A 25,627-nucleotide genomic window follows, 5' to 3' on the forward strand; every position below is an offset into this window, starting at 1 on the left:
AGCGGGTCAGTTCCCGCTCATCGCCAGCATCAGCTGGTTAATGCGTTTGACGAAGGTCGCCGGATCATCCAGCGCCCCGCCCTCGGCGAGCAGGGCCTGATCAAACAGCACTGCCGCCCAGTCATCAAAACTGGCTTCCTCATGCTTCAGGCGCAGCACCGCCGGGTGTGTCGGGTTGATCTCGAGGATCGGCTTGGACATCGGCGCGTTCTGACCGGCTGCCTTGAGGATGCGCGACAGATTCATGCCTACGTCGTGCTCATCCGCCACCAGGCACGCCGGCGAATCAGTCAGACGGTGCGTTACACGCACTTCCTTCACACGCTCGCCAAGACTGGTCTGCATCTTCTCGAGGAGTTCCTTGAATTCGTCGGCGGCCTTCTCGACTTCTTTCTTCTCTTCCTCGTTCTCCAGCTCGCCCAGATCGAGGCCGCCCTTGGCGACGGAGACCAGCGCCTTGCCGTCAAACTCGGTGAGGTTGCCGGTGACCCACTCGTCGACGCGATCGGACAACAACAGCACCTCGATGCCCTTCTTGCGGAAGATTTCCAGATGCGGGCTGTTCTTCGCGGCGTTGAAGGTCTCGGCAGTGACGTAATAGATCTTGTCCTGCCCTTCCTTCATGCGGCCGATGTAGTCAGCAAGCGAGACAAGCTCGTCCGGCGTGTCGGCCTGCGTCGAGGCAAAGCGCAACAGCCCGGCGATCTTGTCCTTGTTGGTGGCGTCTTCACCGACGCCCTCCTTCAGCACCTTGCCGAATTCATTCCAGAAGCTTGCGTACTTCTCCTGGCTGGCCGCCTCGTCGCTGGTCGCCAGGTCTTCGAGCAGGCCCAGCACACGCTTGGTGCAGCCCGCGCGGATGGTGTCGATGTCCTTGCTCTCCTGCAGGATCTCGCGCGAGACGTTGAGCGGCAGGTCGGCCGAATCCACTACCCCGCGTACGAAGCGCAGATAGGTCGGCAACAGCTTCTCGGCGTCGTCCATGATGAACACGCGCTTCACATACAGCTTCACGCCATGGCGTGCATTGCGGTCCCACAGGTCGAACGGCGCGTGCTGCGGCACGTACAGCAGCTGGGTGTATTCGTGCCGGCCTTCGACGCGGTTGTGCGCCCAGGCGAGCGGCTCGTCGTAATCGTGGCCGACGTGCTTGTAGAAGGCCTTGTATTCGTCGTCGGTGATGTCGTTCTTCGATCTGGCCCACAAGGCGCTGGCCTGGTTGACGGTCTCATCCTCGTCCGTCACGACCTGCTCGCTCTTGTCCTGATCCCACTCTTCCTTCTTCATCACGATGGGCTGGACGATGTGGTCGGAGTACTTGCGGATCAGGCTGCGCAGTTGCCAGCCCGACAGCAGGTCGTCCTGGTCTTCGCGCAGGTGTAGCGTGATGGTCGTGCCGCGATCGGCCTTGTCGATCTGCTCGGTGGAATATTCGCCGGCGCTCTCGCCGGTCATCGAGCATTCCCAACGCACACCAGCCGCAGCCGGCAAGCCTGCGCGGCGCGTCTCCACGGTGACCTTGTCGGCAACGATGAAGGCCGAATAAAAGCCCACGCCAAACTGCCCGATCAGATTGGCATCCTTCTGGCGGTCGCCGGTGAGCTGACCGAAAAACTCCTTGGTGCCCGACTTGGCAATGGTGCCCAGATGTGAAACGACTTCATCGGCACTCATGCCGATGCCGTTGTCCGACACCGTTACGGTGCGGGCGGCCTTGTCGTAGCCCACGCGGATCTTCAGTTCGGCGTCATTCTCGAACAGCGAACCATTGTCGAGCCCCTCGAAGCGCAGCTTGTCGCACGCATCGGAAGCGTTCGAAACCAGCTCGCGCAGGAAGATTTCGCGGTTGGAATACAGGGAATGGATCATCAGGTGAAGCAGCTGCTTCACCTCGGCCTGAAAAGCATGCGTTTGCGCGGTGGCGGTCTGGGACATCCCTTCGACTCCGTGAGTTGATCAACGGATGCGATATGGGCGCTACCGCGCGGATTTCAAGCCCTCAGATATAACGCACCTCGATCACCTCGATCTCGCGCGGCCCGGCCGGGCTGACGAAGCGCACGACATCGCCCTCTCGCGCCTTGATCAGCGCGCGCGACAAGGGCGCGATCCAGCTGATGCGGCCGTTGCTGGCGTCGGTTTCGTCCACGCCGACAATTTGCCAGGTCTGTTCGTTGCCGCCCTCAACGTCGTCAATGGTGACGGTCGCGCCGAAGAACACCTGATCGTTGCCGGTCTGTAATTCGGGGTCGATGACTTCTGCGCTTTCGATGCGTTTGATCAGGAAACGGATACGGCGATCGATCTCGCGCAGGCGTTTCTTGCCGTAGATGTAGTCACCATTCTCGGAGCGATCGCCGTTGCCTGCGGCCCAGGCAACGACCTCCACGAGTTTGGGACGCTCGCGCTTGACGAGCTCTTCGAGCTCGTTACGCAACACATCGTAACCACGTCGGGTGATGTAGTTCTTGGTGCCTGGCGGCAGACGAACGGCGGCGGGGACATCCTGCTCGTCCTCGTCGCCGTCGTTTTCCTTGGTGAATGCCTTGCTCATGCCCTGCCGTCAGGTGGTAGATGGGGCGTCAATGATAGATCGCGTTCTGCGTCATCAAGGCGCCGTAGTGGCAGATGAAGGATTCGAGCGTGTCGGGATCGGCCGATTCGGCCCATTCCTCGAGTTCGGCGCGGAAGCGCTGGGCCGCCTCGTCGCGCATCAGCACACCTCTGCCGACACGCTTGTCGATAACTTCGACGGCGTCGATGGCGGGATAGTCGACCACATAAAGATCCGGGCTATTGCAAACGATTCGCATCATTTTGGCACTCCTTTCACTGTGGTCAGGTGAAACTGCTCGGACTACATCAAGCTTACTTCCAGCTTACTAGATGACGCCGCGCGGCGTATTTTCAAGTCCCTCCAATGTTCCAAGAACCATGTTGTCATCGCTCCGGTGCACGCCTACCATAGCAGGCGTCAAGGCCAGCCGGATCATCGCAGCATGAGCGAGACAGATTCAGAACTCGGCGTACTGCGTCTACAACTTGAACAACTGCGTGAAGAACATCGCGATCTCGACGCCGCCATCGCGCGACTTGCCGAGACTCCGATAGACGACGTGCTGATGCTCCGGCGTCTGAAGAAAAGAAAGCTCGCACTGAAGGACCGCATGACGGCCCTAGAACGCATCGTCGAACCAGGCGATTCAGCCTGAGCGTATGCCGAGCCCGCTACTGTAGAAGAACACAAAAAACAAAAATGGTTCGACGCCAACAGGAGGGAGAGATGTCGCAATCCGGCAACGCTGCCAACGGTGAGGATGAGGGCCTGCCCTTTCCGCGCCCCAGAAACATCCCGGCCACCGCGCCTTTTCGCTGGATCGCCCGCGGCATCGGCGATCTGAAAAGCTGCCCGGTGCCGAGCCTGTTCTACGGTTTCTGCTTTGCCGGCATGGGCCTGCTGATGACCTTCGTCTTCGAGCATGCCTACGAGTACGCCATGGCCGTGACCTCCGGCTTCCTGCTGCTCGGGCCTTTTCTGGCCATGGGCCTGTACGAGATCAGTCGCCGCCACGAGCGTGGCGAAGGCTGTTCACTGACGCCCACTCTCACGGTATGGAAACGCAACGCCGGCAACATCGGCATATTCGCCGTCGTGCTGGGCATCGTGTTCATCGTGTGGGCGCGAGCCTCGCTGGTCATCTTTGCGCTGTTCTACACCACCGAGATGCCCAACCTGTCCGGCTTTCTCAAGCAACTTCTGGTCGCTGAAAACCTGCAGTTTCTTGCCATTTACACCGGGGTTGGTCTGATCTTCGCCACGGTCGCCTTCGCCTTCAGCCTGTGTTCGTTGCCGCTGATGCTCGATCGCAACCAGGACGCGGTGTCGTCGATGCTCGGCAGTGTCGGCGCGCTGCTGCTCAATCCGATGGCCATGATCGTCTGGGCCATCATCATCGTCGGCTTCACGCTGATCGGCTTCATGACCTTCCACCTCGGGCTGGTCGTGCTGATGCCCATCGTCGGTCACGCCACCTGGCACGCCTACCGCGACCTGATCGAACCGCTGGACGCCGAACACACGCCGGCCTGAAGCCCTACGCCAGATCGAGCACCAGCGGCTGATGATCGGATGCCGGAGTGACGGCATCCACACGCACATCTCGCACGCGCGTCGCCAGCGGCGCGGACACCCAGAAGTAATCGCAGCAGTATTGGCGACCCGGCCAGTCGGCGCCGTGCAGGCCGACACTGGCTGCGTGCGGTCCACTTCCGTGCGCAACGCGCCACGCATCCCGCCACGGAGATCGTGGTGCCTCCATTGCAGCGTAGTCGTCGGATGACGGCTCCATGTTGAAATCCCCGCACAGCACGGTCTGCTCGGGGCGGGGGCGGGCCGCAAAGGCGGGGTTCCCGTCCTTGCCACGCGTCGTCTGCACGGCATGTTCCGAGGCTTCCTGCTGCAGTGCCTGCAGCGCGGCAATCTGCGCGCGGCGCTGACGCCCCGAGTAGTACTCAAGATGCGTGGTCAGCACGCGCAGCGGGCCGAAGGGCGAATCCACCACGGCTTCCAGACAGCAACGTGGCATACCCGGCACCTTCGGGTCGGCCGGAAACGGCAAGGCATGGCGCAGTATCTGCAACACCGGCAGCGACGACAGCAGCAGATTGCCGAACTGACCGCGCCCGCCGCTTTCACCCGGCACATCCACTCCCGCCGCGAACACCGCCTCGTGCTGCGGGAAAGCGGCAGACAGCACGGCCACCTCGTCATCCGGCTCGCCTGACAGCGAAACGAAGCCGCGCGTGACTTCCTGCAGGCAGATGATCTCGGCCGGCCCCAGCGCGCGCAGCGCCTCCACCGTGCGTGCGAGATCCACGCGGCCATCCGCGCCTCGCCCCCATTGAATGTTCCAGCTGATGATGCGCATCATGTAGCCTCCCCTAGGGCCGCGAGCTCAGGCTCGCCCATTCCACGAGAACGATACTCCGATGGCGCATCACCACGACCACCACCATGATCACGCTCACGGTCATGAACACCACGATCACCACGACCACGCCCACAACGCCTCCTCACGCGTCCTGACTTTTGCGCTGCTGCTCACGCTCGGCTTCGCCATCGTGGAGGCCGTGGCAGGCTGGTGGTCCGGCTCGCTGGCTCTCTTGTCGGATGCGGGCCACATGGTTACCGACAGCATGGCGCTGGCGCTGGCGGCGGTAGCCGCGCGCCTGTCCGTCCTGCCTGCCAGCTCCACGCACAGCTACGGACTGCGCCGTGTCGAGACGTTGGCCGGCTTCGTCAACGCGCTGGCCATGCTGATCGTGGTCGGCATCATCGTATGGCACGCCGTCGAGCGACTGACGACGCCGCGCGCTGTGGATGGCCTGGCGGTGATGCTGGTCGCGGCCATCGGTCTGGCGGTCAATGTGATCGTGGCCTGGCTGCTGTCGCGCGGCGAATCCAACCTCAACACGCGTGCGGCGCTGCTGCATGTGATGGGCGACCTGCTTGGCTCGGTGGCCGCACTGATTGCCGGGGCAGTGATCCATTTCACCGGCTGGACGCCAATCGATCCGCTGCTGTCGGTGCTGATCTGCGGCCTGATCCTGGCCGCCACACTACGTCTGTTGCGCCAGGCCACCCATACCCTGCTCGACGGGGTGCCACCGCGGATTTCGCTGGATACGGTTGGCACGGAAATGGCCAGCATCGAAGGCGTCACTTCGGTGCACGACCTGCACATCTGGAGCCTGGATTCGCGTGAGACCGCGCTGTCGGCGCACATCGTGCTGATGCGCGGTGAAGACTGGCCCGAGGTTTTGCGGCGTCTGCAGGCGCTGCTGCGCGAACACTTCGGTATCGGCCATGTAACGCTGCAACCCGAAATACCGGAACGTCAGGTGATCCGCTTTGCACCGCCGCGGCACACGCCCCCCGAGTGAGTCGACGTTGCGCCCGAGACACACCTGGAGACATCTTGCTGCAAATTTTTTCGCGGTCCGTCACGGCCGTTTTCGTTTGAGAAACCCAGCGGAAGCACCTTGAATTTGCTGCGTTTAAGCCCCGAAATGCACTACAAAAGTACTACTACATCTAGTTGCGCACCACTGTGGCGCATACCGTTGGAACGCATAAGTTACTGTTTTTACGTGTTTTTAATTTTTTGCAGAAAGCGCATTCAGGGGCTATGCTTCGGTCTGTCCCGCAACAAACATGGAGCCCTCCCGAAATCATGAGCGCCAAGAACTCCGCCCCCGCCGCGATTCGCGCCGATGCCAGCACGCTGAAAGAGCAGGAAATCTGCGCCGAAGTGCTGGTCGAGAAGTACGCCAAGAACGGCGAAACCAGCATCGCCGAAGTGCGCGCCCGCGTTGCGCGCGCCCTCGCCGCGGTTGAAAAAGAAGACAAACGCGCTCACTGGGAAGCCAAGTTCCTCGAAGCGCAGGAAAACGGTTTCGTGCCCGCAGGCCGCATCAACAGCGCCGCCGGCACCAAGCTCGCCGCCACCCTGATCAACTGCTTCGTGCAACCGGTCGGCGACTCGGTCACCGAGTCCGTCGATGGCCGCCCCGGCATCTACACCGCACTGGCCCAGGCCGCTGAAACCATGCGCCGCGGCGGCGGTGTCGGCTACGACTTCTCCTCCATCCGCCCGAAAGGCGCAATGGTCAAGGGCACCCAGTCCAATGCCTCCGGCCCGGTGTCGTACATGCGTGTGTTTGACCGCTCGTGCGAAACCGTCGAGTCCGCCGGTGCCCGCCGCGGCGCGCAAATGGGCGTGCTGCGCTGCGACCACCCGGACATCGAGGACTTCATCCACGCCAAGGACCAGGGCGACCTCACCAACTTCAACATCTCGTTGGGTGTGACCGACCCGTTCATGACGGCGGTCGAGAAAGACACCGACGTCGAGCTGGTTCACAAGGCCGAACCGACCGCTGAACTGCGCGAAGCCGGTGCCTACCAGCGCGACGACGGCATGTGGGTGTACCGCAAGGTGCGCGCACGCGACCTGTGGGACCAGGTCATGCGCTCGACCTACGATCACGCCGAGCCGGGCATCCTGTTCCTGGACCGCATGAACCAGGACAACAACCTGAACTATTGCGAGACCATCGAGGCCACCAACCCCTGCGCTGAACAGCCGCTGCCGCCGTATGGCTGCTGCTGCCTGGGGTCGATCAACCTCACCCCGTTCGTGAAGAATCCGTTCACCGACAAGGCCAGCTTCGACTTCGACGGCTTCGGCAAGGTCGTTGACGTCTCCACGCGCATGCTCGACAACGTGCTCGAGGCCACTCACTGGCCGCTCGAAGAGCAACACCGCGAAGCGCAGAACAAGCGCCGCGTAGGCCTGGGCTTCACCGGCCTGGGCGACGCACTGATCATGCTGTGCCTGCGCTACGACACGCCGGACGCTTGCGCCATGGCCACCAAGATCGCCGAGTACATGCGCAACCGCGCCTATCTCGCCTCGGTCGAGCTGGCCGTCGAGCGCGGCGCCTTCCCGCTGTTCAACTCCGACATGTACCTGTCGGGCGGCAACTTTGCCTCGCGCCTGCCCAACGACGTGAAAGAGAAGATCCGCAAGCACGGCATCCGCAACTCGCACCTGCTGTCGATCGCGCCCACCGGCACGATCTCGCTGGCCTTTGCCGACAACGCCTCCAACGGCATCGAGCCGCCGTTCTCCTACACCTACACGCGCCGCAAGCGCATGGCCGACGGCACCTTCAAGGAATACGCCGTCGAAGACTACGCATGGCGTCTGTACAAGCATGGCGGAGGCGACGTCACCAAGCTCCCGCCGTACTTCGTCACCGCGCTGGAAATTTCGGCCGAAGCGCACAAGAACATCGTCGCGGCCGTTGCTCCGTACGTCGACACGTCCATCTCCAAGACGGTGAACGTGCCGGCTGACTACCCCTACGCCGACTTCGAAGACCTCTACATGAGCGCCTGGAAGGCTGGCCTCAAGGGTCTGGCGACCTATCGCCCGAACAGCGTGCTGGGCTCGGTGCTGTCTGTGACCCCGACCGAAGAGCAGAAGCAGCCGCAGGACGTCGAACTCACCGACCCCAACCGCCGCCTGTCGATCAAGAGCCTGCCCGCACCGGTGCTGTCCAGCCTGCGCTGGCCCGGCCGCCCCGACATGCCGGACGGCAACATGGCCTGGACCTACATGCTCAACAGCCCGCAGGGCGAGTTCGCGCTGTTCGTCGGCCACATCGAGCGCGACAGCGAAGGCAACTTCACCACCGACGCCAAGGGCCACGACGCCTTCCCGTTTGAAGTGTGGGTGAACGGCGCCGACCAGCCGCGCGGCCTCGGCGCGGTGGCCAAGACGCTGTCGATGGACATGCGTGCCAACGACCGCGGCTGGCTCAAGCTCAAGCTCGAGACGCTGGCCCAGACCATCGGCGAGAAGTCCTTCGAAATGCCTTTCCCGCCGCATGGCGAGAAGAAGATGTTCCCGGGCGTGGTCTCGGCCTTCGCCCAGGTCGTGCGTCACCGCTGCGAAAAGCTCAAGGCGCTGGAAGGCGACGCCCCGACGCCGGTGCTCGACACCCTGTTCAGCCTGCAGGAGCCGAAAACCGGCACCGACGGCACGCTGTCCTGGACGGTCGACATCGCCAACCCGGCCACCAATGAAGACTTCGTGCTGGGCCTCAAGGAAATCACGCTGCCCGACGGCGTCACCCGCCCGTACTCGGTGTGGCTGTCCGGCAACTACCCGCGCGCCCTCGACGGCCTGACGCGCATCCTCGCGCTCGACATGCGCGTGATGGACCCGGCCTGGATCGGCATGAAGCTGCGCAAGCTGCTGAGCTACCCGGAACCGCTGGGCGACTTCATGGCTTTCGTGCCGGGTACGCGCCGCCAGCAGAACTTCCCGAGCACGGTGGCCTACATGGCCCGCCTCATCATCCACCGCTACGCCATGCTCGGCGTGCTCAATGAAGAAGGCTATCCGACCCGCGAAATGGGCATCCTCGAAGCCCCGCACAAGGGTAGCGACCCGGAAGTGATGCAGGGCGGCCAGTGCTCCGAGTGCGGCAACCACTCGGTGATCCGCAAGGACGGCTGCGACTTCTGCACCGCCTGCGGTGCGGTCGGCACTTGCGGCTGACCTCTACCCCGCTCAAGCTGGCCTGACCGGCGGAAAAATGAAGGCGCACACCCAAAGGTGTGCGCCTTTTGCATTTGGTTCACCTCTTCCCCAGCGCAGCAGACGCATGATGATCACCCCCATCACTGACGACCTCTGGCCCGACATCCTGCGCATTCAGCGCGAGGTCTACAGCGCAGTCGAACCCGAATCGCTCGACGTGATGCGTGGAAAATGGCTGCATTCGCCGCAGTTCTGTTTTGTCCATCGCGACGGCGAGCAGCCGGTTTCTGCCTATGTGCTGGCACATGCGTGGCATTCGCTACAGGCCCCGAAGCTGCATCAGGCACTGCCGCCCGACTCGGACGGGGACGTGCTGTTCCTGCATGATCTGGCGATTTCACGGCAACTGGCCGGACGCGGCGTAGGCCGACAACTGGCGCAGCGTGTCCTCGACCGCGCGATGGCGCATGGCAAGGGCACGGCGCTGCTCGTTTCCATCCAGGCTTCGGAAGGTTTCTGGTCGAAGCTGGGCTTTCGCACCCTGGCCGAAATGCCCGGCCCAAGCTATGGCGAACAGGCCTGCCTCATGGTGATGGATCTGTCCTGATCCATCACCGGCGGCCGTGCCGTGGCATGCACACCACAGACTGTAGGTAGATCTTCCAACTGACACGGCATGTCGCCGCATGCACTGCGACGAATCGGGCACCATGAACCCATATGAAGCGGCCCCGCAGGGCCTGGAGCGGGTCGATGCAGATTCCGTGCGTTTGTCTGAGCTTGGAGCCACGCCGCTGTCTGGTGTGGCTCTGGCTGCTGATCTGCCCGCTCACTGGCCTGGCGCAGCCCTCCGGGCTGCAGAGTGTTCGCGTTCAGCTCAAATGGACGCATCAGTTCCAGTTTGCCGGCTATTACGCTGCCATCGAGCAAGGCTTCTACCGTGAAGCCGGTTTCGAGGTAAGCCTTTTCGAGCACCGCCAAGGGGTGACGCCCATCGACCAACTGGTCGGCGGTCGCGTGGACTATGCGGTCGGTGATTCGGGGGTTTTGCTCTATCGCTCCACCGGCGTGCCGATCGTGGCACTGGCAGCCTTCTTCCAGAAGTCCCCGTCGGTGCTATTGACGCTCGAGGATTCGGACGTCGATGAACTGGACGATCTGCGCGGCAAGCGCGTGATGCTACAAGGCGGCTACCTGAACGCAGAGCTGATGTCGATGCTGCAAGCTGCCGGCGTACCAGCCGACACCGTTACCCTGCTCCCGGCCGACACCGACGTGGCCGCGCTCATCGACCGCCGCACCGACGCCTACAACGGCTATACGACGAACGAGCCCTTTACCCTGTCTCAGCTCGACATTCCCCACCGGGCCTTCTCGCCGAGCGATTACGGAGTGGATTTTTACGGCGACCTGCTGATCACCACCGAGAACCAGATCGAGCAAGACCCCGAGGGCGTACGTCGCTTCGTGGAGGCCACGGCGAAGGGCTGGCGCCACGCGGTGGACCACCCGGAAGATATCGTCGAGCTGATCTTCCGTGAATACAACACCCAAGGGCGTTCGCGTGAACACCTTACGTTCGAAGCGCGGCGGATCATCGACCTGATCCTGCCAAACGTGGTGCCCATCGGCTACATGAACGAAGAGCGCTGGCGCCGCATCGAAACCATGTTCCGCGCCCAAGGGCAGTTGGAGCGGCCGATCGACATGGCTGACTTCATTTACACGCCCAACGATCAACCAGACTTCGTCGAGGCGCTTAGCAAGCACCGACTGGAGATTGCCGCGGCAATGATCGTTCTGGTGACCCTGGCCATGGTGACGCATATCCTGCGATTACGAGCCCAGGTGCGCAGCCGCACCCGCGAACTTGAACTGGCACGCGAACGCGCTGAAACCGAGGCGCGCACCGACCCGCTTACCGGGCTGCCCAACCGGCGTTCGTTCTTCGAAGCGCTGCAAAGGGATCTGGCGCGTGCGGAACGTGGAGAACAGCCGCTGGCCTTGATCAGCGTGGACATCGATCACTTCAAGGCCATCAATGACAGTTTCGGTCACGCCGCCGGCGACGTGGCCCTGCGGACGACCGCCGGCCTGCTTGCCGGGCACATCCGCAATGGCGACATCGCCGCCCGCATCGGCGGCGAAGAGTTCGCCATCAGCTGTCTCGGCACCCCTCCCGAAGCCATCCTGTCCCTGGCCGAACGTCTGCGCGTCACGCTGGAGGCCACCCCGATCGAACACCGCGAACACGCCTTCTCGGTCACCGCCAGCATGGGCGTGGCTTTCAGCATGCCCGGTGACGACATCGAATCTTTGCTGCAGAAAGCCGATCAGGCGCTCTACAAGGCCAAACAGTCTGGCCGCAACCGTGTCTGCGGATGGCAAGCCGAGGCGTGATTCACGCCTGCCGCATTTGAGAATTGGACGCAAAACAACATTTCCTTACATGGCGCACGACCGACATCACAACGTCTGTAGAATCCGCGCCTCACCCGCCTCGGGATGCAGCTTTTGCTGCTGGACCACCATGCACACACGCCTTCTGGATTTGTTCCGCTGGAACGAGTGGGGGATCTCCAAGATCGCTCCGCTCTTCGTGTGCATATTTTACGGACTGCTCGTCAATCCGCAGCCGCCCGAAGCAGCTTTTGCAAGCATTCTCGCGATGCTGGGGACCGCGCTCAGCCTGGGCGCCTTCGGTTATCTGGCGAACTCCTGCAGTGATCGCCAGATCGATGCTGCTGCGGGCAAGATCAACGCACTGTCGTCCATCAGTCGCGCGCGCAGCCGCAATCTGGTGCTCGGGGTTTTCGCTCTGAGCCTTGGGGGCACGCTGTGGATATACCAGGCACGAGTCGATGTAATCGTCATCGCACTTGCGAGTCTTGCCGCGAGTGCGTGCTATTCACTGCGCCCTTTCCGCCTCAAGGAGCGTGGTTTCATCGGACTGCTGGCGTCCGCGTTGGCGCAGCGCACCTTGCCGGCCGCCTTTGTCTTTCAAGCGATGCATGCATGGGATGCGGTCTCGGTGTTGATCACGCTGTCTTCGCTGTTCGTCGGCCTGCGCTACATCGTGGCGCATCAGATCGCCGACTTTGATGCCGACATGCGGACCGGCGTAACGACCTCCGCGACAACCTACGGAAAAGAGCATCTAACCCGGCTGCAACAGCTCATTGGTTGGCCTCTGGAACTTGCAAGCACGGGTTCCGCCTTGCTCCTGATGCCCGTGCTCCACCCTGAGCCGGTGCTGTTCGCATTGCCGGTCTTCTATGCAGCCTGGCTTGGCCTGCAGTACGTCCTGCTGCCGCAGGAACGCAACAAGCGATTTTCGGCCAATGGCTATCTGCTGCTCGAGGACCTTCATCATGTTTACTGGCCCATTGCCCTGGCGATCATGTTGTTTACGCGTGATCACGAGCTTTGGGTCCTTCTAGCATTGACAGGGCTATGGCTCAACGGGCCGTTGCGCAAGGAACTCAAGACCTTGCGACGCATGCGCAAGAGTGCCCTGAAGCCGGCCAGAGACAGGCGCACTGTGCTCCCCTTGAGAACCGCCGGCCATCCCGACTTTGACCTGCAGGCCGCGATCCACGCGCGGGATGCAGGCCTGCACTCGCTGCAGGCAATGCAGTCGCCCGATGGCAGCTTCCCGCTGCTGTACTGGTCTTCTACCGAGCCACCACGCCTCTGTCACGCCTTGTTCAGCACGAGTTGCGTTCTGCTGGCGGTGGGCGCCCTGCTGCCGCGCGATGTCACGCGCCGGGCCGCGGCCTACATCGCAGCTCAGCGCAACGAGCGGAACAGCTGGAATTTCGACCCGGAACTGGACATCCCGGATGATGCCGATTCTATCGCCTGTGCGCTCGTTTGCTTGCTGCGCTTCGGCGGCCTCTCACCTCACCCCTCAGACGTCGAGCTGCTGAGAAGCTTCTGGCGGGGAGACAATCGCCCATTCCGCACGTGGGCCACCGACGACCCTGCCTGGCAACAACGCCATCACGACGATGCGGTAGTGAATTGCAATGTCGCTCTGGCGCTCACCGAATTGAATGAAGCGCTGAACCTGCGCGAGCGAATGAGCATACTTTCCCAGATATACCGTGACCGCAGCGGTACGCGCTACTACCCCTCACCAATGACCGTCACCTACGCAGCCGAGCGCGCCGGCTTCGCGCCGGACTCGCTTCCGCAAGAGCTGCGAACCGAGCCCGCCGGAGAAGACCTGCTCGCCCGTGCGCAATGGTTGGCGGCAAATGCAGGACAGCACTGGGAGCATGCACTGCCCCATCTGCTGTCAGCGCAACGCCCTGACGGCAGATGGCCGCGTAGCGCGTGGTTCAGAGCCCACGATACGACCGAACCCGCTTGGGGCAGCGACGCGGTCAGCACGGCCTTGTGTGTGGAAGCCATTGCGAGAACGCTCGCACATGCGGAAAGCTGCTTCAGAGCAGCACCGGCTGCGGCGTCTCCGGATATCCCGGATGGGACGAACCAGGCAGCGCAGGCAGCCTGATCACGCGCACCGGGCAAAGCCCGCCCCATGGCGTAGGATGCACGACTTAGCGACGAAAACCGCCACCGAAGCACACCCCCGCGAACCATGCTCAATGCACTGATTTACAAGAAGCTGACGCGTCATGCCGCCAATCGTGGCGATGTCGTCAGGCCACAGCCTCCGTCCGATCCGGAGGGTATCGAGACCTTGCGTGACGGCAGCGAGTGTGCGCATATCGTGACGAGCATGAGCGCCTGCAAGACCATTCTTTCGGATGACAGCAGGTTCGCACCGTCACCAATTGCTCAGGCCGTGCAAACAATCGGCGAGCACTTCGGACTTGACGTGGGGGATGCGTACCGCTTCCTGCGCGACAACCCGATGCAGGCAAGCGGTCAGGAACATACTTCGCGCAGGAAGCGCTTTCTCGGCGACTACGGCGCCACGCTGAAGCGTCACGGACCCGAGTTTCGCCGCATCGCAAGCGTGCATTTCGATCGAGTGCGCGACCAGGCAATGCGCAGTTTGGTGACGGATCTCGTCGCCCCCTTCGTTGACGATGTCCTGAGCCGCGCAGTCACCAACAAAAATACCTGCCCACAGGCCTATGAACGGCTCAAGACCGACAACAACACCTTGCTCGAACATGTCCACCACCCTCGCAAGCTGGCGCAGAAGTCACGGCAGATTGCGGATTTTCTCGCGGCCTCGGCCGCTGCGACAGAGGTCGATGACGCCGCTGCAGCTTCAGCCATCCGGCTCAGCTATGTACTGCAAGGCCGCGATCCGCTCATCGGCGCCCTCGTAGCCATGTTGCACTCGCTCGCGGCGGACGATCCCGCCCAACGCTCACAGCGCATCGCGCCACTGTCGGCAAGTGAGCTCTTTCGGGTTACCTCGCCGGTAAACTACATCGGCCGCGTGGCGCGCATCGATACCGTTGTTGACGGTTGTGAGATTCAGGCGGGAGATCACTTGTTGCTGCTCCTGCACCACGCGAACGGAGATCCGCAGTCGGCCGGAAACACTCAGGGAGTGCCTTTTGGTGCTGGATCTCACCGGTGCGCCGGACAGGCGCTCGCACTATCGATTGCCGACGCCTTCCTGCACGTGCTGCGAGAACGGCACAACACCATCGACTGGTCACAGTTGGTTCCGGACATCCCGGTTGCCGCGGTTTTCAGACAATACAAGGCTGCACAATGACCCCTCAATACGAGCGCTATACCCATTTCGTCACGAATTTCTGCGGCGCAGAGAGTCTGCCCGATGGAATGGATACGAAGATCGCCGAAGCCGGGCTGGACTCTCTCGGCCTGCTCGATCTCGTGCTGGCCATCGAGAACGAATTCAAGATCGATGTAGACATGACCGACATCGACAACGACACCACCCTCCGCGAAATCGGACAGATCCTGTTCCCGTGAACTGCACGACCGCCCGCCTGCTCTATCGTCGGCTCTGCGGGTCCGCTATCGGACTGGCTCGCGTACTGCACCCATTTTCCTCCCCGGAAAGGCAATTTGACTGTGCGTGGGCGATGCTGTCAGCCCGCAGCTTCGTTGCGCGCCTTGGAGAACTCTGCGAGGACGACTTTCGACGGCTCCCCGAAGAGCTACTGCTTTCGGAGCTGGCCAAACAGCTGGATACGCACCGCCGCCCCTACCTACCGCGCATCGTTCCCGGCAGCGAACAGGATGCAGAGGCGCTGAGCAGCATTAACTCTGGCAGCATCGTGCTGTCAGTGCACGCCGGCTACCCTTCGACCACCGAACTGCTGTTGCGCGCGGGTTTGCCGGTCACTCTGCTGTCCGCTGCCCCTCGCACTCGATTGCGCAAACGTTACCCGCAGCTGCAGGTCGTGCCGGGCGGACCGCTGAGTCTCGCCCGAACCCGTCGTGCGCTGCTGGACGGACGAGTCATCTCCTGCACGATCGACCGGCGACTGGCCGGACAAGGCGAGTATTTCCGGGTTGAACTCGGCATGTTCGAATTTGCACGAAGAATGCAAATTCCGCTGCACTTCACGGGTACCGGCGTGGACTCATCCGGCGCCTTCATCAAATACGTTTCGCCCCCGCATCTTGTTCGCGACGCACTGGAGAGCGCAAACGCCTGCATCGATTTCTTCAACCTTCGAAGACGAGCCCCCAAACGTCTCGTTCCGGTGACATCTGGCCGGTCAGCGGAAACTCAGCCCCCCAGCGGCCACACCACCAACAGCAACGGCACCCCCAACGCAATCACAATGACATCCACCGGCAGGCCCATGCGCCAGTAGTCGCCGAAGCGAAAACCGCCCGGGCCCAGGATCAGCGTGTTGTTCTGGTGACCAATGGGCGTCAGAAATGCGCATGACGCGCCGATGGCGACCGCCATCAGGAAGGTGTCCGGGTTCACGCCAAGCTGTAGGGCCGCGCCGAGCGCGATGGGCGCCATCACCGCAGCCGTCGCGGCGTTGTTCATGAGGTCGGTGAGTACCATGGTGGTGATCAGGATCACGATCAGGCCGATTACCGCATCGCCGCGCGCCACGTTGTCGAGCAACAGGCGCGCGACCAGATCGGCGGCGCCGGTAGCCTGCATGGCGCCCGCCACCGGCAGCAGTGCGGCCAGCAGCACGACCACAGGCCAGTCGACAGCGTGATAGACCTGAGCCGGCGAGATGGTGCGCGACGCCATGACTGCCAGCACGCCAGCGGCAAACGATACCGCTGCCGGCAGCCAGCCGAACGCAGCCACCGCCACCGCGAGCAGCATGATCAGAGACGCAGTGATCACCTTGCGCCGATCAGGAATGCGCAGTTCGCGCGACGCGAGCGGAACGCAGCCGTAGTCGGACGCGAACTCCGAGATCGATTCGGGTGCCCCCTGCATCAGCAATACATCCCCTTCGCGAATACGCAGGCTGCGCAGGCGCGAACGCGAGTCGCGGCCCTGCCGCGACACGGCCAGCAGATTGATGGCGTAACGCGATCGCAACTGGATGTCGACGGCGTTGCGCCCGGCCAGCGCCGATTCCTGCCGCACCACCAGTTCCATCAACACCACCTCGTCGCTGCGTGGCGCGGGCTCGTCAGCGTCGTCAGGGTCGGAGGACGGGGAATCGGTCGCGGCGGCCTCTTCGGGCTCGACAGCCTCCTCCAGTTCCAGCCCGAGACGCGAGAGCATGTCTGCCAGGCCATCGGCCTCCGCTTCGATGATGAGAATATCGCCAGCGCGCACTGCCCATCCGCCGCTCGGGGCGGTCATGCGCACTTCATTGCGGACGAGGCCGACGATCTGTGCATCGGCGTTGTCCAGTTCGACTTCGATCTCGCGCAGGCGCATGCCGTCGGCCTTGCTGCCTGCCGGCACGCGCGCCTCGGTGAAATAGGCCCCGGTGTCAAAGCTTTCCGCCCCGGCATGCTCGCGACGCGGCACCAGACGCCAGCCAAGCAGCGCGATGAACAGCACGCCAACCAGCGCCAGCGGCAAGCCGACGGCTGTGAACTCGAACATGCTGTAGCCGGTCGACCCGGCCTGGTTGGCGCGGAAGCCCGACACGATGAGATTGGGCGGCGTACCGATCAGCGTTGTAGTGCCGCCCAGAATCGACGCGAAGGCCAGCGGCATCAACACCTTGCCGGGCGGCAGGCCGAGCCGGCCTGCAAGCTGGATGGCCACCGGCATCAGCAGCGCCAACGCGCCGACGTTGTTCATGAAGCCCGACAAAGCCGCCGCCAGAAAACACAGCGCGGCAATGCTCAGTGTCGGCCCGGCGTTGGCCGGCAGGACCCGGCGCGACAGCGCATCCACTGCGCCGGACGCCTGCAGGGCACGGCTCAACACCAATACGCAGGCAACGGTCACGACGGCCGGGTGGCCAAATCCGGCAAAGGCCTCGCCAGGCGCCACCAGCCCTGCCAGCACACAGGCCAGCAAGGCGGCAATCGCCACCATGTCGTGACGCCAGCGCCCCCACAAGAACATGGCGATGCTTGCCAGCAGAATACCCAGAACGATGATCTGGTCGGTGGTCATGGTGTGCGGTAGCCTCTGGTGGAATGCACACACAATAGCGCCTGTCGCGAATGCACGACGCTTTGCCGTAGCATGCTGGCCACACGATGGAAGACACGGATATGGAACAGCGCATCAACAACATCGAAATCAAGCTCATGGCGGCCGAGGATCAGCTCGACGAACTCAACCGTACTGTCTGGCGCCAGCAGCAGGAACTCGACCTGCTGCGCGCGCATGTGCGACAGATGGCGCAGCAGTTCAAGACGCTGCCGTCTTCAGCGCCGTCGCGCCCGGAAGACGAGATTCCGCCGCACTGGTAAGCCACCACCGGGAGACCTGCAATGCCAGCCATCGCCCTCATTACCGGTGCCAGCCGCGGCATCGGCGCCGCCACGGCGCGGCTCGCCGCCACCCGCGGCTTCGCGGTATGCGTGAATTACCGGCACGACGCCGTTTCGGCCGAAGCCGTGGTTGCCGACATCCGGCGCGGCGGCGGCATAGCCATTGCGGTTCAAGCCGACGTCGCGAGGGAGGACGAAGTGCAGGCGCTGTTCCGGGCGGTCGACGCCGAACTCGGCCCGCTCACCGCGCTGGTCAACAACGCCGGCACGCTCGAAACCCAGTGCCGCGTGGACGAACTCGATGCTGCGCGTCTGCAGCGCATGTTCGCCACCAACGTCATCGGCCCGTTCCTGTGCGCGCGTGAGGCCGTGCGCCGCATGTCCACCCGCCATGGCGGCCACGGCGGCGCCATCGTTAACGTCTCGTCCATGGCGTCGCGGCTGGGTGCGGCCGGCGAGTATGTGGACTACGCCGCCAGCAAGGGCGCCATCGACACGCTGACCATCGGCCTGTCGCGCGAAGTCGCCGCCGAGGGCATCCGCGTCACGGCCGTGCGCCCTGGCCTGATCCATACCGACATCCACGCCAGCGGCGGCGAGCCCGGACGCGTTGATCGCATCGCCCCAAGCCTGCCGATGGGCCGCGGTGGCACGCCCGAAGAAGTCGCTCAGGCCATCGTCTGGCTGCTCTCGGATGACGCGTCCTATACCACGGGCAGCTTCATTGACCTGGCCGGAGGCCGCTAGGACGTAGGCCGTTACACAAAAATGGCGCATCACCCAGCCCTGCGGCAGTGATGAGGCCGTCGATCCGGCCAGCAGACCCGCTTTCCCACGCACGAGCGGTGAAACCATCAGCCGTATCAGCTGCAATACCATCACTCGAGTTGCCGGGCCGGAAGTCATTCCGGAAATAGCTACCGTCCGGATCAGCGAGGCGACTGGCCCACGCACGCCTTAGGGCGTCGGCGCCACCGGGCATATACTGGGTTAATACCGCAGCGCCGAATCCCATTTGAGCCGAATAGCAGATGGCCGACACCCCTCAAGAAGACAACGCGGTCTACAAGACCTTGCTCGAATCCACCCGCGCCATCCCCTGGCGGATCGACTGGAAGACGCTGCGCTTCACCTACGTCGGCCCGCAGATCGGCGAACTCCTGGGCTGGAGCCCGGAGAGCTGGTGCAGCGTGGACGACTGGGCCGCGCGCATGCACCCGGAAGACCGTGACTGGGTCGTTAACTATTGCGTATCGCACTCTCAGGAAGGCAACGATCACGAAGCGGACTATCGCGCCCTGCGTTCCGATGGCAGCTACATCTGGATACGCGACGTGGTGCACGTGTTGCGCACACCCGAAGGCGAGGTCGAAGCCCTGATCGGGTTCATGTTCGACATCAGCGAGCGCAAGCGCACGGAAGAGCACGTATTGCGATTGCAGCGCGAACTGGAGGAACTGTCCTTCAAGGACGGGCTGACCGGCGTTGCCAACCGTCGCATGCTCGACACCGTACTTGAGCGCGAGTGGACCAGCGCTCGACGCTCTGGCAAACCGCTCAGTCTGGTCATGCTCGACATCGACTTCTTCAAGGAATACAACGACCGCTACGGCCACCTGGCCGGTGACGATTGCCTGCGCCAGGTGGCCACTGCATTAAGCGAGGCCGCACTGCGCCCGCGAGACTTCCTGGCGCGCTTCGGCGGCGAAGAATTCGTTCTGGTGCTGCCTGAAACCAACGCCGCTGCCGCGCTGACGGTGGCCGAACGCCTGCGCACCGTAGTGCTGGGGCTTGGCATCCCGCACGAAGGCTCTGCCGTTTCGCCGTGCGTCACCATCAGTCTCGGTGTCGGCACCATCCAGCCGGATGCCGACGACAGCCCGCAGGTTTTTCTCGACCGGGTCGATCGCCAGCTCTACCGCGCCAAGGAAGCCGGACGCAACCGCAGCGAATACGCTGCCTGAGCGCTTGCACGGGCGGCCCGCCATGACGCCCGAGCAAGTGTGATTTTATTCTCAGATGGCTCCGATCCATCATGACAAGCGGGAACTTTCGCACCGCGCAGCAACACTGATGAAACGGTCACAGGCGTATGCTAAGAGCCTGAAGTCCCGAAGCATCACTTCGCTGAAACTGGCCATGGGCAACGTTTAGCGGCATGATGCAGGCGCACGAACCAGCCTTCAAACCGTTCTCAAGCCGGATGCCGCAATGACTTTGTCCGCACGCGACGCAGCATGAAGAAAGGGATTGCGCTCCTGTTCGTCATGACCCTGGCAGTCGGGCTGATCGTCTCTGCGTGGGACGTTCCTTTCTCCGCCTCGTCACGACGTGACGTCCGCGTCGGGCTGTACGAAAACCCGCCGAAAGTATTCACCAATGCCAACGGCACGCCGGCAGGACTCTTCGTCGAACTGCTCCAGGCCGCGGCCCGCGCCGAAGGCTGGCGGCTGAACTACGTTTCATGCGACTGGTCACGCTGCCTGGACATGCTCGAAAACGGTGAACTCGATCTGATGCCCGACGTTGCCTTCACCGCCGAGCGGGCACAGCGCTTCGACTTTCATCGCATGTCGGTGGCGAGCAGCTGGTCGCAGGTGTACTCGCACCCCTTCCGTGACATCACCGGTTTGTCTGATTTGCAAGACGCGCGCGTCGCCTTGCTACGCGGCGGCGTGCAGTTCGGCTTCCTGCAGCAGTTGCTGATCAGCGCCGGCATCGAGTTCCGCCCCGTGCTGGTCGACTCGCTGGAACAGGGCTACGAAGCCGTCGAGCGTGGTGATGCCGACGCAGTCGTGACCAACAGCTTTTTCGCCGCCCGCAATGGCGCGCGCTACCGACTGGTCGAAACGCCGATCGTTTTTCTGCCCTCGACGCTGTATTTCGCCACCGACAAGGGTGCCAACCCCGAACTGCTTGACCGCCTTGATCACCATCTTGCACGCTGGCGCCGCGACGGCGGCTCGGTGTATTTCTCGGCGCTGCAGAACGCCATGGCGGCCCCTCCGGAAGTGCTGGTGCCGCGCTGGGTGCAGATGTCGCTGGCCGGGCTGGTGGGTGGGCTGCTGTTGCTGGTAGCGGCCAGCATGTTGCTGCGACGCCAGGTTGATCTGCGTACGCGGCAATTGCGGGCCAGCGCCACGGCACTGGAGTTCGAACGCGCCAACCTCGAACGCCAGGTCGAGGAGCGAACCGTCGAGTTGCGCCTGGCAAAGGAAGAAGCCGAGCGCGCCAGCCGCGTCAAGAGCGACTTCCTCGCCAACATGAGTCACGAAATCCGCACGCCGATGAACGCCATCCTCGGCATGCTGTATCTCGCCCTCAAGGGTGATCTGCCTCCGCAACTGCGCAAGCATCTGAACAAGGCCCAGGGCGCGGCGCACTCGTTGCTCGGCATCATCAACGACATCCTCGACATTTCGAAGATCGAGGCCGGCAAGCTCGAACTGGAAGACATCGAGTTTGGCCTCGACGGCGTGCTCGAGCAGTTGGCCGATGCGGTGAGCTACCAGGCCGAGCACAAGGGCATCGAATTCCTGATTCGCTACGACCCGGAAATTCCGGCTCGACTGATCGGCGACCCTCTGCGCCTCGGGCAGATCCTGCTCAATCTGTGCAGCAACGCCATCAAGTTCACCGAACAAGGCGAGGTCGAGCTGGCCTTCCGGAGACTTGAGGAACGCGACGGACACATCACCGTGCAGGTCAGCGTGCGCGACTCGGGCATCGGCATGACGCCCCACGTGCAGGCCCAGTTGTTCGAGAAGTTCTCGCAGGCCGATCAGAGCACCACGCGCCGCTTTGGCGGCACCGGCCTCGGCCTGGCCATTTGCCGGAATCTCGTCGAACTGATGGGCGGGCGCATCTGGGTGGAAGATTCCGAACCGGGCAAGGGCACGACCATGAGTTTCACGGTCGAGCTGGGCAGCGTGCCGAACACCCGCGAAACCGAACTCGTCGAGGAAGTCGGCCCGCTGTTGCGCGGCATCCGCGTGCTGATCGTTGATGACAACGAAGTCTCGCGCGAGATTCTCGCCGGCATGCTGCGCTTCTTCCACGTCGACGTCGGCACCGCAGCCAGCGGCGCCGAAGCAATCGACATGGTCTGCTCCAGCAATGCGCCCGGCTGGGATCTGGTGCTGATGGACTGGCGAATGCCGGGCATGAATGGCGACGAAGCCACGCGTCGCATCCATTCCGAAGCACACGCGGCCGTACGCCCCAAGATCGTAATGGTCACCGCCTACGGCCGCGAGGAAGTCGTGCGTCTGTCCGAACAGGCCGGCGTGGATGGCTTTCTGGTCAAGCCCGTGTCGCCCTCCACCTTGCTCGACACCATTCTCAGCGTGCTTGGGCGCGGTCGCATCCTCGGCCGCACACAGCAAGCGCATGCGCCCGATCTGGCCACCTCGGGCAGACTGGCCGGCGCACGCGTGCTGCTGGTCGAGGACAACGAGATCAACCGTGAATTTGCCACCGAACTGCTGCGCAGCGAGGGCATGGAGGTGGACACGGCGGTCAACGGGGCGGACGCTCTCGAACACATACGCACGCAGGAATACGACGCCGTGCTGATGGATATCCAGATGCCGGTCATGGACGGGCTCGAGGCTGCACGGCAGATTCGTGCCCTGGCTCATGAAAAGGGCCGCGAGCGTCTGGCTACGCTACCAATCATCGCCATGACGGCGCTGGCCATGGCCAGCGACGCCGAAGCCTCCCGCGCTGCCGGCATGAATGACCACATCACCAAGCCGATCGCGCCCGACCGCCTGATGGCCGTGCTGGCGCACGCGGTACGCCCGACCTCAGGCCATGACTTTGCGGCAGCGCCGCGCGGCGGCAGCACGATTCCGCCCGAATTCCTGCTGCTGACAACGCTCGATGTACGCGAAGGCATTCGCCGCATCGGCGGCAAACCCGACGCCTACCTGCGCCAGCTGCGCCGCTTCCGCGAGCACTACGCCAACGCAGCGGCTGAGTTGCGACGGCTGATCGAGTCGCGCGGCACCCACCAGGCCGAAACCTTCTGCCATGCGCTCAAGGGCGTCACGGGCAACGTCGGCGCGACCGAACTGCATGCCTGCATCAGCGCCATCGACGACTTGCTCAAACAAAACCATCAACCCCAGACTGCGCAACTGGAGCACGCCGAATCATTGCTGCGCGCAACCATGGACGAGATCGACGCCTTGTCGCGCAGCCGCCCCGACCCAGTCCTGACCGCGCCCGCACGACCGCTCGACGAGGCCGCCCGGCGGGATCTGCTGGATCGCTTGGGTCAGGCCCTGGAACAGGATCTGGGCGCAGCCGAACCTTTGCTGACCGAACTGCGTGTTGGCCTCGTCGGCAGCGCGCAGGCCGAGCTCGCGGACCGACTCTACGAGCGCGTTGACGTCTTCGACATCGACGGCGCACTCTCACTGCTGGCGGAGCTGCGCGACGCCCCTTCAACCGAACAATCCCGCTGATGACTTCTCCGCAAGACGACCGACCCCGCATCCTCATCGTCGACGACGTGCACGAAAACCTGCATGCACTGATGAACGTGCTGCGAGACGACTACGCGATTCTCGCGGCCACCAGCGGAGAGAAAGCGCTGGAACTTGCCCAGCGCCAGCCGCGCCCCGATCTTGTGCTGCTCGACATCAAGATGCCCGGCATGGACGGCTACTCGGTGCTCGCGGCCCTCAAGATCGATCCTCACACGGCCGACATTCCGGTGATCTTTGTCACCGCATTGTCCGACGCTGCCGACGAGGCACGCGGCATCGCCATGGGCGCAGCCGACTACGTCACCAAACCGATCAACCCGGACCTGCTGCGCGTGCGCGTGCGCACCCAGCTCGAGCTGCGCAATTTCCGCAGCAATCCGGTGATGTTCGACATCAGCGCACCGACCGAACTCGACAGCCCGCCAAGCCTGCTGGTCGTCGACGACATTCCCGAGAACGTGCACGAACTGCTCGAAGCCTTGCGCGACGACTATCGCGTGATGGTGGCCGGCAACGGCACCAAGGCCCTCGACATCATCAACGGCCCGACGCCACCCGATCTCGTGCTGCTCGACATCGTGATGCCCGGCATCGACGGTTACGAAGTGTGCCGACGCATCAAGAGCACGCCCTTGGGGGCGCGCCTGCCGGTGATCTTTGTCACCGTCATCGACGCCACCCACCAGAAGGTGCGCGGCTTTGAGCTCGGCGCGGCCGACTACATCACGAAGCCCTTCGATATCGACGAAGTGCGCGCCCGTATTCGCCATCACCTGGAGCTCTCGCAACTGCGTCGCTTCCTTGAAGACCTGTTGTCGCAGCGCACCGCCATGCTGCAGGTCAGCGAAGAGAAGTACCGCACCCTGGTACATCGCGATTCGCTCACCGGCCTGCCCAACCGCGTGCTGTTCGCCGAGCTGCTGCAGCACGCCGTGCGCAGCGCCGAGCGCAACCGCAGTCAGTTCGCGCTGTTGCTGCTCGATCTGGACAACTTCACCACCATCAACGAAAGCCTCGGCCACAGCATCGGCGACCAACTGCTGATCGAGGTCGCGCGCCGTCTGGGCAGCGTGGTGCCCGATGGCGACACGCTGGCGCGGGTCGGCGGCGACGAATTCGACGCGTTGATCGAACTGCACGAAGGCGCGCCCTCCTCCGACCTGCGTGCGCAGCAGCTGCTCGAAGTGCTGAGCGAACCCTTCCGAATCGGTGACAAGACCATCTACGCCAATGCCAGCATCGGCATCGCGCTGTATCCCGCAGACGGGCACGATGCCGAAGAGCTGCAGAGCAACGCAAACGCCGCGCTGCATCAGGCCAAGGTGCAGGGGCGCGGCATGATGCGCTACTTCTCCCCGGAGATGTCGCAGCGCGCCCGCGCGCGGCTCACGCTCGAAGCCGACCTGCGCCAGGCCACCGAACGCGGCGAACTGTGCCTGCACTACCAGCCCCAGGTGGACGTCGTAACCGGCCGCATTACCGGGCTTGAAGCGCTGGTGCGCTGGGAACATCCCGAGCGCGGCATGATCTCTCCGGCCGACTTCATTCCGTTTGCCGAAGAGAACGGCATGATCGTGCCGATCGGCGCGTGGGTGCTTGGCGAGGCCTGCCGACAGATCCGCAGCTGGAAGGATGCCGGCATCAGGGTGCCGACCATAGCCATCAACGTCTCCGCGGTTGAACTCACGCGCGGTCAGCTTCCCGATGTCTGGCGCACGGCACTTGCGCGTTGCGGCATCGAGGCCGCACATCTCGAACTGGAACTGACCGAAACCGCCGTCATCGCTGATCGGGCACATTCCTTCGAGACGCTCAGCGCGCTCAAGGCGCTCGGGCTGCACATCGCCATTGATGATTTCGGCACGGGCTACTCGTCGCTGGGCTACCTGCAGCAGCTGGCGGTCGACAAGCTCAAGGTGGACATGTCGTTCGTTACCGACATGACCAGCAACGACGGCAACGCCTCCATCGTCAAAGCCGTCATCGCACTGGGCCACAGCCTCGGGCTGGATGTCGTTGCCGAAGGGGTCGAAACCATGGACCAGGCCGCGCAGTTGCGGGCCCTCAAGTGCGACATCATTCAGGGCTATCTGGTCAGTCGGCCTCTGCCGGCCGACGAGATGTCACGCTTTCTGACCGAGTTCACGCCGCTGCGCATCGGCGGCTGAAGCG

The 25,627-nt window shown here is 63.3% G+C and carries 20 protein-coding genes; 15 read left to right on the forward strand and 5 right to left on the reverse strand.

Features of this window, described 5'->3' with window-relative positions; genetic code table 11:
- Nucleotides 1-6 precede the first annotated feature (6 nt).
- The 3 genes from htpG to AC6H0N_RS07610 all read right to left on the reverse strand — a co-directional run bounded on the left by htpG (nucleotide 7) and on the right by AC6H0N_RS07610 (nucleotide 2,816).
- Nucleotides 7-1,935, reverse strand: a complete 1,929-nt coding sequence (gene htpG, locus AC6H0N_RS07600; protein WP_497573494.1) for a molecular chaperone HtpG — start codon at nucleotides 1,933-1,935, stop codon at nucleotides 7-9.
- A gap of 64 nt (nucleotides 1,936-1,999) precedes the next feature.
- Nucleotides 2,000-2,554: a transcription elongation factor GreB gene (gene greB / locus AC6H0N_RS07605; RefSeq protein WP_497573495.1), complete on the reverse strand. Its 555-nt coding sequence runs from the start codon at nucleotides 2,552-2,554 to the stop codon at nucleotides 2,000-2,002.
- A gap of 28 nt (nucleotides 2,555-2,582) precedes the next feature.
- Nucleotides 2,583-2,816: a DUF3567 family protein gene (locus tag AC6H0N_RS07610; RefSeq protein ID WP_497573496.1), complete on the reverse strand. Its 234-nt coding sequence runs from the start codon at nucleotides 2,814-2,816 to the stop codon at nucleotides 2,583-2,585.
- Between the two features lie 183 nt (nucleotides 2,817-2,999).
- On the opposite strand from AC6H0N_RS07610, the gene AC6H0N_RS07615 reads away from it, so the two are divergent.
- Both AC6H0N_RS07615 and AC6H0N_RS07620 read left to right on the forward strand, forming a co-directional pair.
- Complete coding sequence (locus tag AC6H0N_RS07615; RefSeq protein WP_497573497.1) at nucleotides 3,000-3,212, forward strand: YdcH family protein; 213 nt, start codon at nucleotides 3,000-3,002, stop codon at nucleotides 3,210-3,212.
- Between the two features lie 71 nt (nucleotides 3,213-3,283).
- Nucleotides 3,284-4,090 (forward strand): DUF2189 domain-containing protein, encoded by an 807-nt coding sequence (locus AC6H0N_RS07620; protein WP_497573498.1) that lies wholly within the window; start codon nucleotides 3,284-3,286, stop codon nucleotides 4,088-4,090.
- 4 nt (nucleotides 4,091-4,094) lie between these two features.
- Here the strand turns inward: AC6H0N_RS07620 and AC6H0N_RS07625 are convergent, their stop codons facing one another.
- On the reverse strand, nucleotides 4,095-4,928 hold the full coding sequence (locus AC6H0N_RS07625) for an endonuclease/exonuclease/phosphatase family protein (protein WP_497573978.1): 834 nt from the start codon (nucleotides 4,926-4,928) through the stop codon (nucleotides 4,095-4,097).
- A 61-nt stretch (nucleotides 4,929-4,989) separates the two neighbouring features.
- Between AC6H0N_RS07625 and AC6H0N_RS07630 the strand changes: the two genes are divergently transcribed.
- The 8 genes from AC6H0N_RS07630 (at nucleotide 4,990) to AC6H0N_RS07665 (ending at nucleotide 15,895) form a co-directional block, all read left to right on the forward strand.
- Complete coding sequence (locus AC6H0N_RS07630) at nucleotides 4,990-5,943, forward strand: cation diffusion facilitator family transporter (RefSeq protein ID WP_497573499.1); 954 nt, start codon at nucleotides 4,990-4,992, stop codon at nucleotides 5,941-5,943.
- 290 nt (nucleotides 5,944-6,233) lie between these two features.
- Nucleotides 6,234-9,131: an adenosylcobalamin-dependent ribonucleoside-diphosphate reductase gene (locus AC6H0N_RS07635; protein WP_497573500.1), complete on the forward strand. Its 2,898-nt coding sequence runs from the start codon at nucleotides 6,234-6,236 to the stop codon at nucleotides 9,129-9,131.
- Nucleotides 9,132-9,237: 106 nt separating this feature from the next.
- Entirely contained in the window at nucleotides 9,238-9,720 is a 483-nt protein-coding gene (locus tag AC6H0N_RS07640; protein ID WP_497573501.1) for a GNAT family N-acetyltransferase, read from the forward strand.
- A 146-nt stretch (nucleotides 9,721-9,866) separates the two neighbouring features.
- On the forward strand, nucleotides 9,867-11,513 hold the full coding sequence (locus AC6H0N_RS07645) for a diguanylate cyclase (RefSeq protein WP_497573502.1): 1,647 nt from the start codon (nucleotides 9,867-9,869) through the stop codon (nucleotides 11,511-11,513).
- Between the two features lie 130 nt (nucleotides 11,514-11,643).
- Nucleotides 11,644-13,632: a UbiA family prenyltransferase gene (locus tag AC6H0N_RS07650; RefSeq protein ID WP_497573503.1), complete on the forward strand. Its 1,989-nt coding sequence runs from the start codon at nucleotides 11,644-11,646 to the stop codon at nucleotides 13,630-13,632.
- Between the two features lie 87 nt (nucleotides 13,633-13,719).
- A complete protein-coding gene (locus AC6H0N_RS07655) occupies nucleotides 13,720-14,820 on the forward strand; it encodes a cytochrome P450 family protein (protein ID WP_497573504.1) in 1,101 nt (366 codons plus the stop codon).
- Nucleotides 14,817-15,041, forward strand: a complete 225-nt coding sequence (locus AC6H0N_RS07660) for a phosphopantetheine-binding protein (RefSeq protein WP_497573505.1) — start codon at nucleotides 14,817-14,819, stop codon at nucleotides 15,039-15,041. The genes AC6H0N_RS07655 and AC6H0N_RS07660 overlap by 4 nt, the downstream gene beginning before the upstream one ends.
- Before the next feature lie 113 nt (nucleotides 15,042-15,154).
- Nucleotides 15,155-15,895, forward strand: coding sequence for a hypothetical protein (locus AC6H0N_RS07665; RefSeq protein WP_497573506.1), 741 nt, complete (start codon nucleotides 15,155-15,157; stop codon nucleotides 15,893-15,895).
- On the opposite strand, the gene AC6H0N_RS07670 is transcribed toward AC6H0N_RS07665, so the two are convergent.
- Complete coding sequence (locus tag AC6H0N_RS07670; RefSeq protein ID WP_497573507.1) at nucleotides 15,808-17,637, reverse strand: SLC13 family permease; 1,830 nt, start codon at nucleotides 17,635-17,637, stop codon at nucleotides 15,808-15,810. The genes AC6H0N_RS07665 and AC6H0N_RS07670 overlap by 88 nt on opposite strands.
- Before the next feature lie 101 nt (nucleotides 17,638-17,738).
- Between AC6H0N_RS07670 and AC6H0N_RS07675 the strand changes: the two genes are divergently transcribed.
- The 5 genes from AC6H0N_RS07675 to AC6H0N_RS07695 all read left to right on the forward strand — a co-directional run bounded on the left by AC6H0N_RS07675 (nucleotide 17,739) and on the right by AC6H0N_RS07695 (nucleotide 25,623).
- Entirely contained in the window at nucleotides 17,739-17,939 is a 201-nt protein-coding gene (locus tag AC6H0N_RS07675; RefSeq protein ID WP_497573508.1) for a SlyX family protein, read from the forward strand.
- Between the two features lie 21 nt (nucleotides 17,940-17,960).
- Nucleotides 17,961-18,707, forward strand: a complete 747-nt coding sequence (locus AC6H0N_RS07680) for an SDR family oxidoreductase (RefSeq protein WP_497573509.1) — start codon at nucleotides 17,961-17,963, stop codon at nucleotides 18,705-18,707.
- Between the two features lie 284 nt (nucleotides 18,708-18,991).
- On the forward strand, nucleotides 18,992-19,924 hold the full coding sequence (locus AC6H0N_RS07685) for a GGDEF domain-containing protein (RefSeq protein ID WP_497573510.1): 933 nt from the start codon (nucleotides 18,992-18,994) through the stop codon (nucleotides 19,922-19,924).
- Nucleotides 19,925-20,197: 273 nt separating this feature from the next.
- Nucleotides 20,198-23,431, forward strand: coding sequence for a hybrid sensor histidine kinase/response regulator (locus AC6H0N_RS07690; protein ID WP_497573511.1), 3,234 nt, complete (start codon nucleotides 20,198-20,200; stop codon nucleotides 23,429-23,431).
- Nucleotides 23,431-25,623: an EAL domain-containing response regulator gene (locus AC6H0N_RS07695; RefSeq protein WP_497573512.1), complete on the forward strand. Its 2,193-nt coding sequence runs from the start codon at nucleotides 23,431-23,433 to the stop codon at nucleotides 25,621-25,623. The genes AC6H0N_RS07690 and AC6H0N_RS07695 overlap by 1 nt, the downstream gene beginning before the upstream one ends.
- The last annotated feature ends 4 nt before the right edge of the window (nucleotides 25,624-25,627 follow it).

The organism is Pseudazoarcus sp. NS34 (assembly GCF_059703725.1).

What these genes read in the sequence shown, in the direction of transcription:
- htpG (WP_497573494.1), bottom strand. Translation starts at nt 1,935, where the DNA reads ATGTCCCAGACCGCCACCGCGCAAACGCATGCTTTTCAGGCCGAGGTG.
- AC6H0N_RS07650 (WP_497573503.1), top strand. Translation starts at nt 11,644, where the DNA reads ATGCACACACGCCTTCTGGATTTGTTCCGCTGGAACGAGTGGGGGATC.
- AC6H0N_RS07660 (WP_497573505.1), top strand. Translation starts at nt 14,817, where the DNA reads ATGACCCCTCAATACGAGCGCTATACCCATTTCGTCACGAATTTCTGC.
- AC6H0N_RS07675 (WP_497573508.1), top strand. Translation starts at nt 17,739, where the DNA reads ATGGAACAGCGCATCAACAACATCGAAATCAAGCTCATGGCGGCCGAG.
- AC6H0N_RS07655 (WP_497573504.1), top strand. Translation starts at nt 13,720, where the DNA reads ATGCTCAATGCACTGATTTACAAGAAGCTGACGCGTCATGCCGCCAAT.
- AC6H0N_RS07615 (WP_497573497.1), top strand. Translation starts at nt 3,000, where the DNA reads ATGAGCGAGACAGATTCAGAACTCGGCGTACTGCGTCTACAACTTGAA.
- AC6H0N_RS07635 (WP_497573500.1), top strand. Translation starts at nt 6,234, where the DNA reads ATGAGCGCCAAGAACTCCGCCCCCGCCGCGATTCGCGCCGATGCCAGC.
- AC6H0N_RS07665 (WP_497573506.1), top strand. Translation starts at nt 15,155, where the DNA reads ATGCTGTCAGCCCGCAGCTTCGTTGCGCGCCTTGGAGAACTCTGCGAG.
- AC6H0N_RS07690 (WP_497573511.1), top strand. Translation starts at nt 20,198, where the DNA reads ATGAAGAAAGGGATTGCGCTCCTGTTCGTCATGACCCTGGCAGTCGGG.
- AC6H0N_RS07695 (WP_497573512.1), top strand. Translation starts at nt 23,431, where the DNA reads ATGACTTCTCCGCAAGACGACCGACCCCGCATCCTCATCGTCGACGAC.
- AC6H0N_RS07680 (WP_497573509.1), top strand. Translation starts at nt 17,961, where the DNA reads ATGCCAGCCATCGCCCTCATTACCGGTGCCAGCCGCGGCATCGGCGCC.
- AC6H0N_RS07630 (WP_497573499.1), top strand. Translation starts at nt 4,990, where the DNA reads ATGGCGCATCACCACGACCACCACCATGATCACGCTCACGGTCATGAA.
- AC6H0N_RS07640 (WP_497573501.1), top strand. Translation starts at nt 9,238, where the DNA reads ATGATGATCACCCCCATCACTGACGACCTCTGGCCCGACATCCTGCGC.
- AC6H0N_RS07625 (WP_497573978.1), bottom strand. Translation starts at nt 4,928, where the DNA reads ATGCGCATCATCAGCTGGAACATTCAATGGGGGCGAGGCGCGGATGGC.
- greB (WP_497573495.1), bottom strand. Translation starts at nt 2,554, where the DNA reads ATGAGCAAGGCATTCACCAAGGAAAACGACGGCGACGAGGACGAGCAG.
- AC6H0N_RS07620 (WP_497573498.1), top strand. Translation starts at nt 3,284, where the DNA reads ATGTCGCAATCCGGCAACGCTGCCAACGGTGAGGATGAGGGCCTGCCC.
- AC6H0N_RS07685 (WP_497573510.1), top strand. Translation starts at nt 18,992, where the DNA reads ATGGCCGACACCCCTCAAGAAGACAACGCGGTCTACAAGACCTTGCTC.
- AC6H0N_RS07645 (WP_497573502.1), top strand. Translation starts at nt 9,867, where the DNA reads ATGCAGATTCCGTGCGTTTGTCTGAGCTTGGAGCCACGCCGCTGTCTG.
- AC6H0N_RS07610 (WP_497573496.1), bottom strand. Translation starts at nt 2,816, where the DNA reads ATGATGCGAATCGTTTGCAATAGCCCGGATCTTTATGTGGTCGACTAT.
- AC6H0N_RS07670 (WP_497573507.1), bottom strand. Translation starts at nt 17,637, where the DNA reads ATGACCACCGACCAGATCATCGTTCTGGGTATTCTGCTGGCAAGCATC.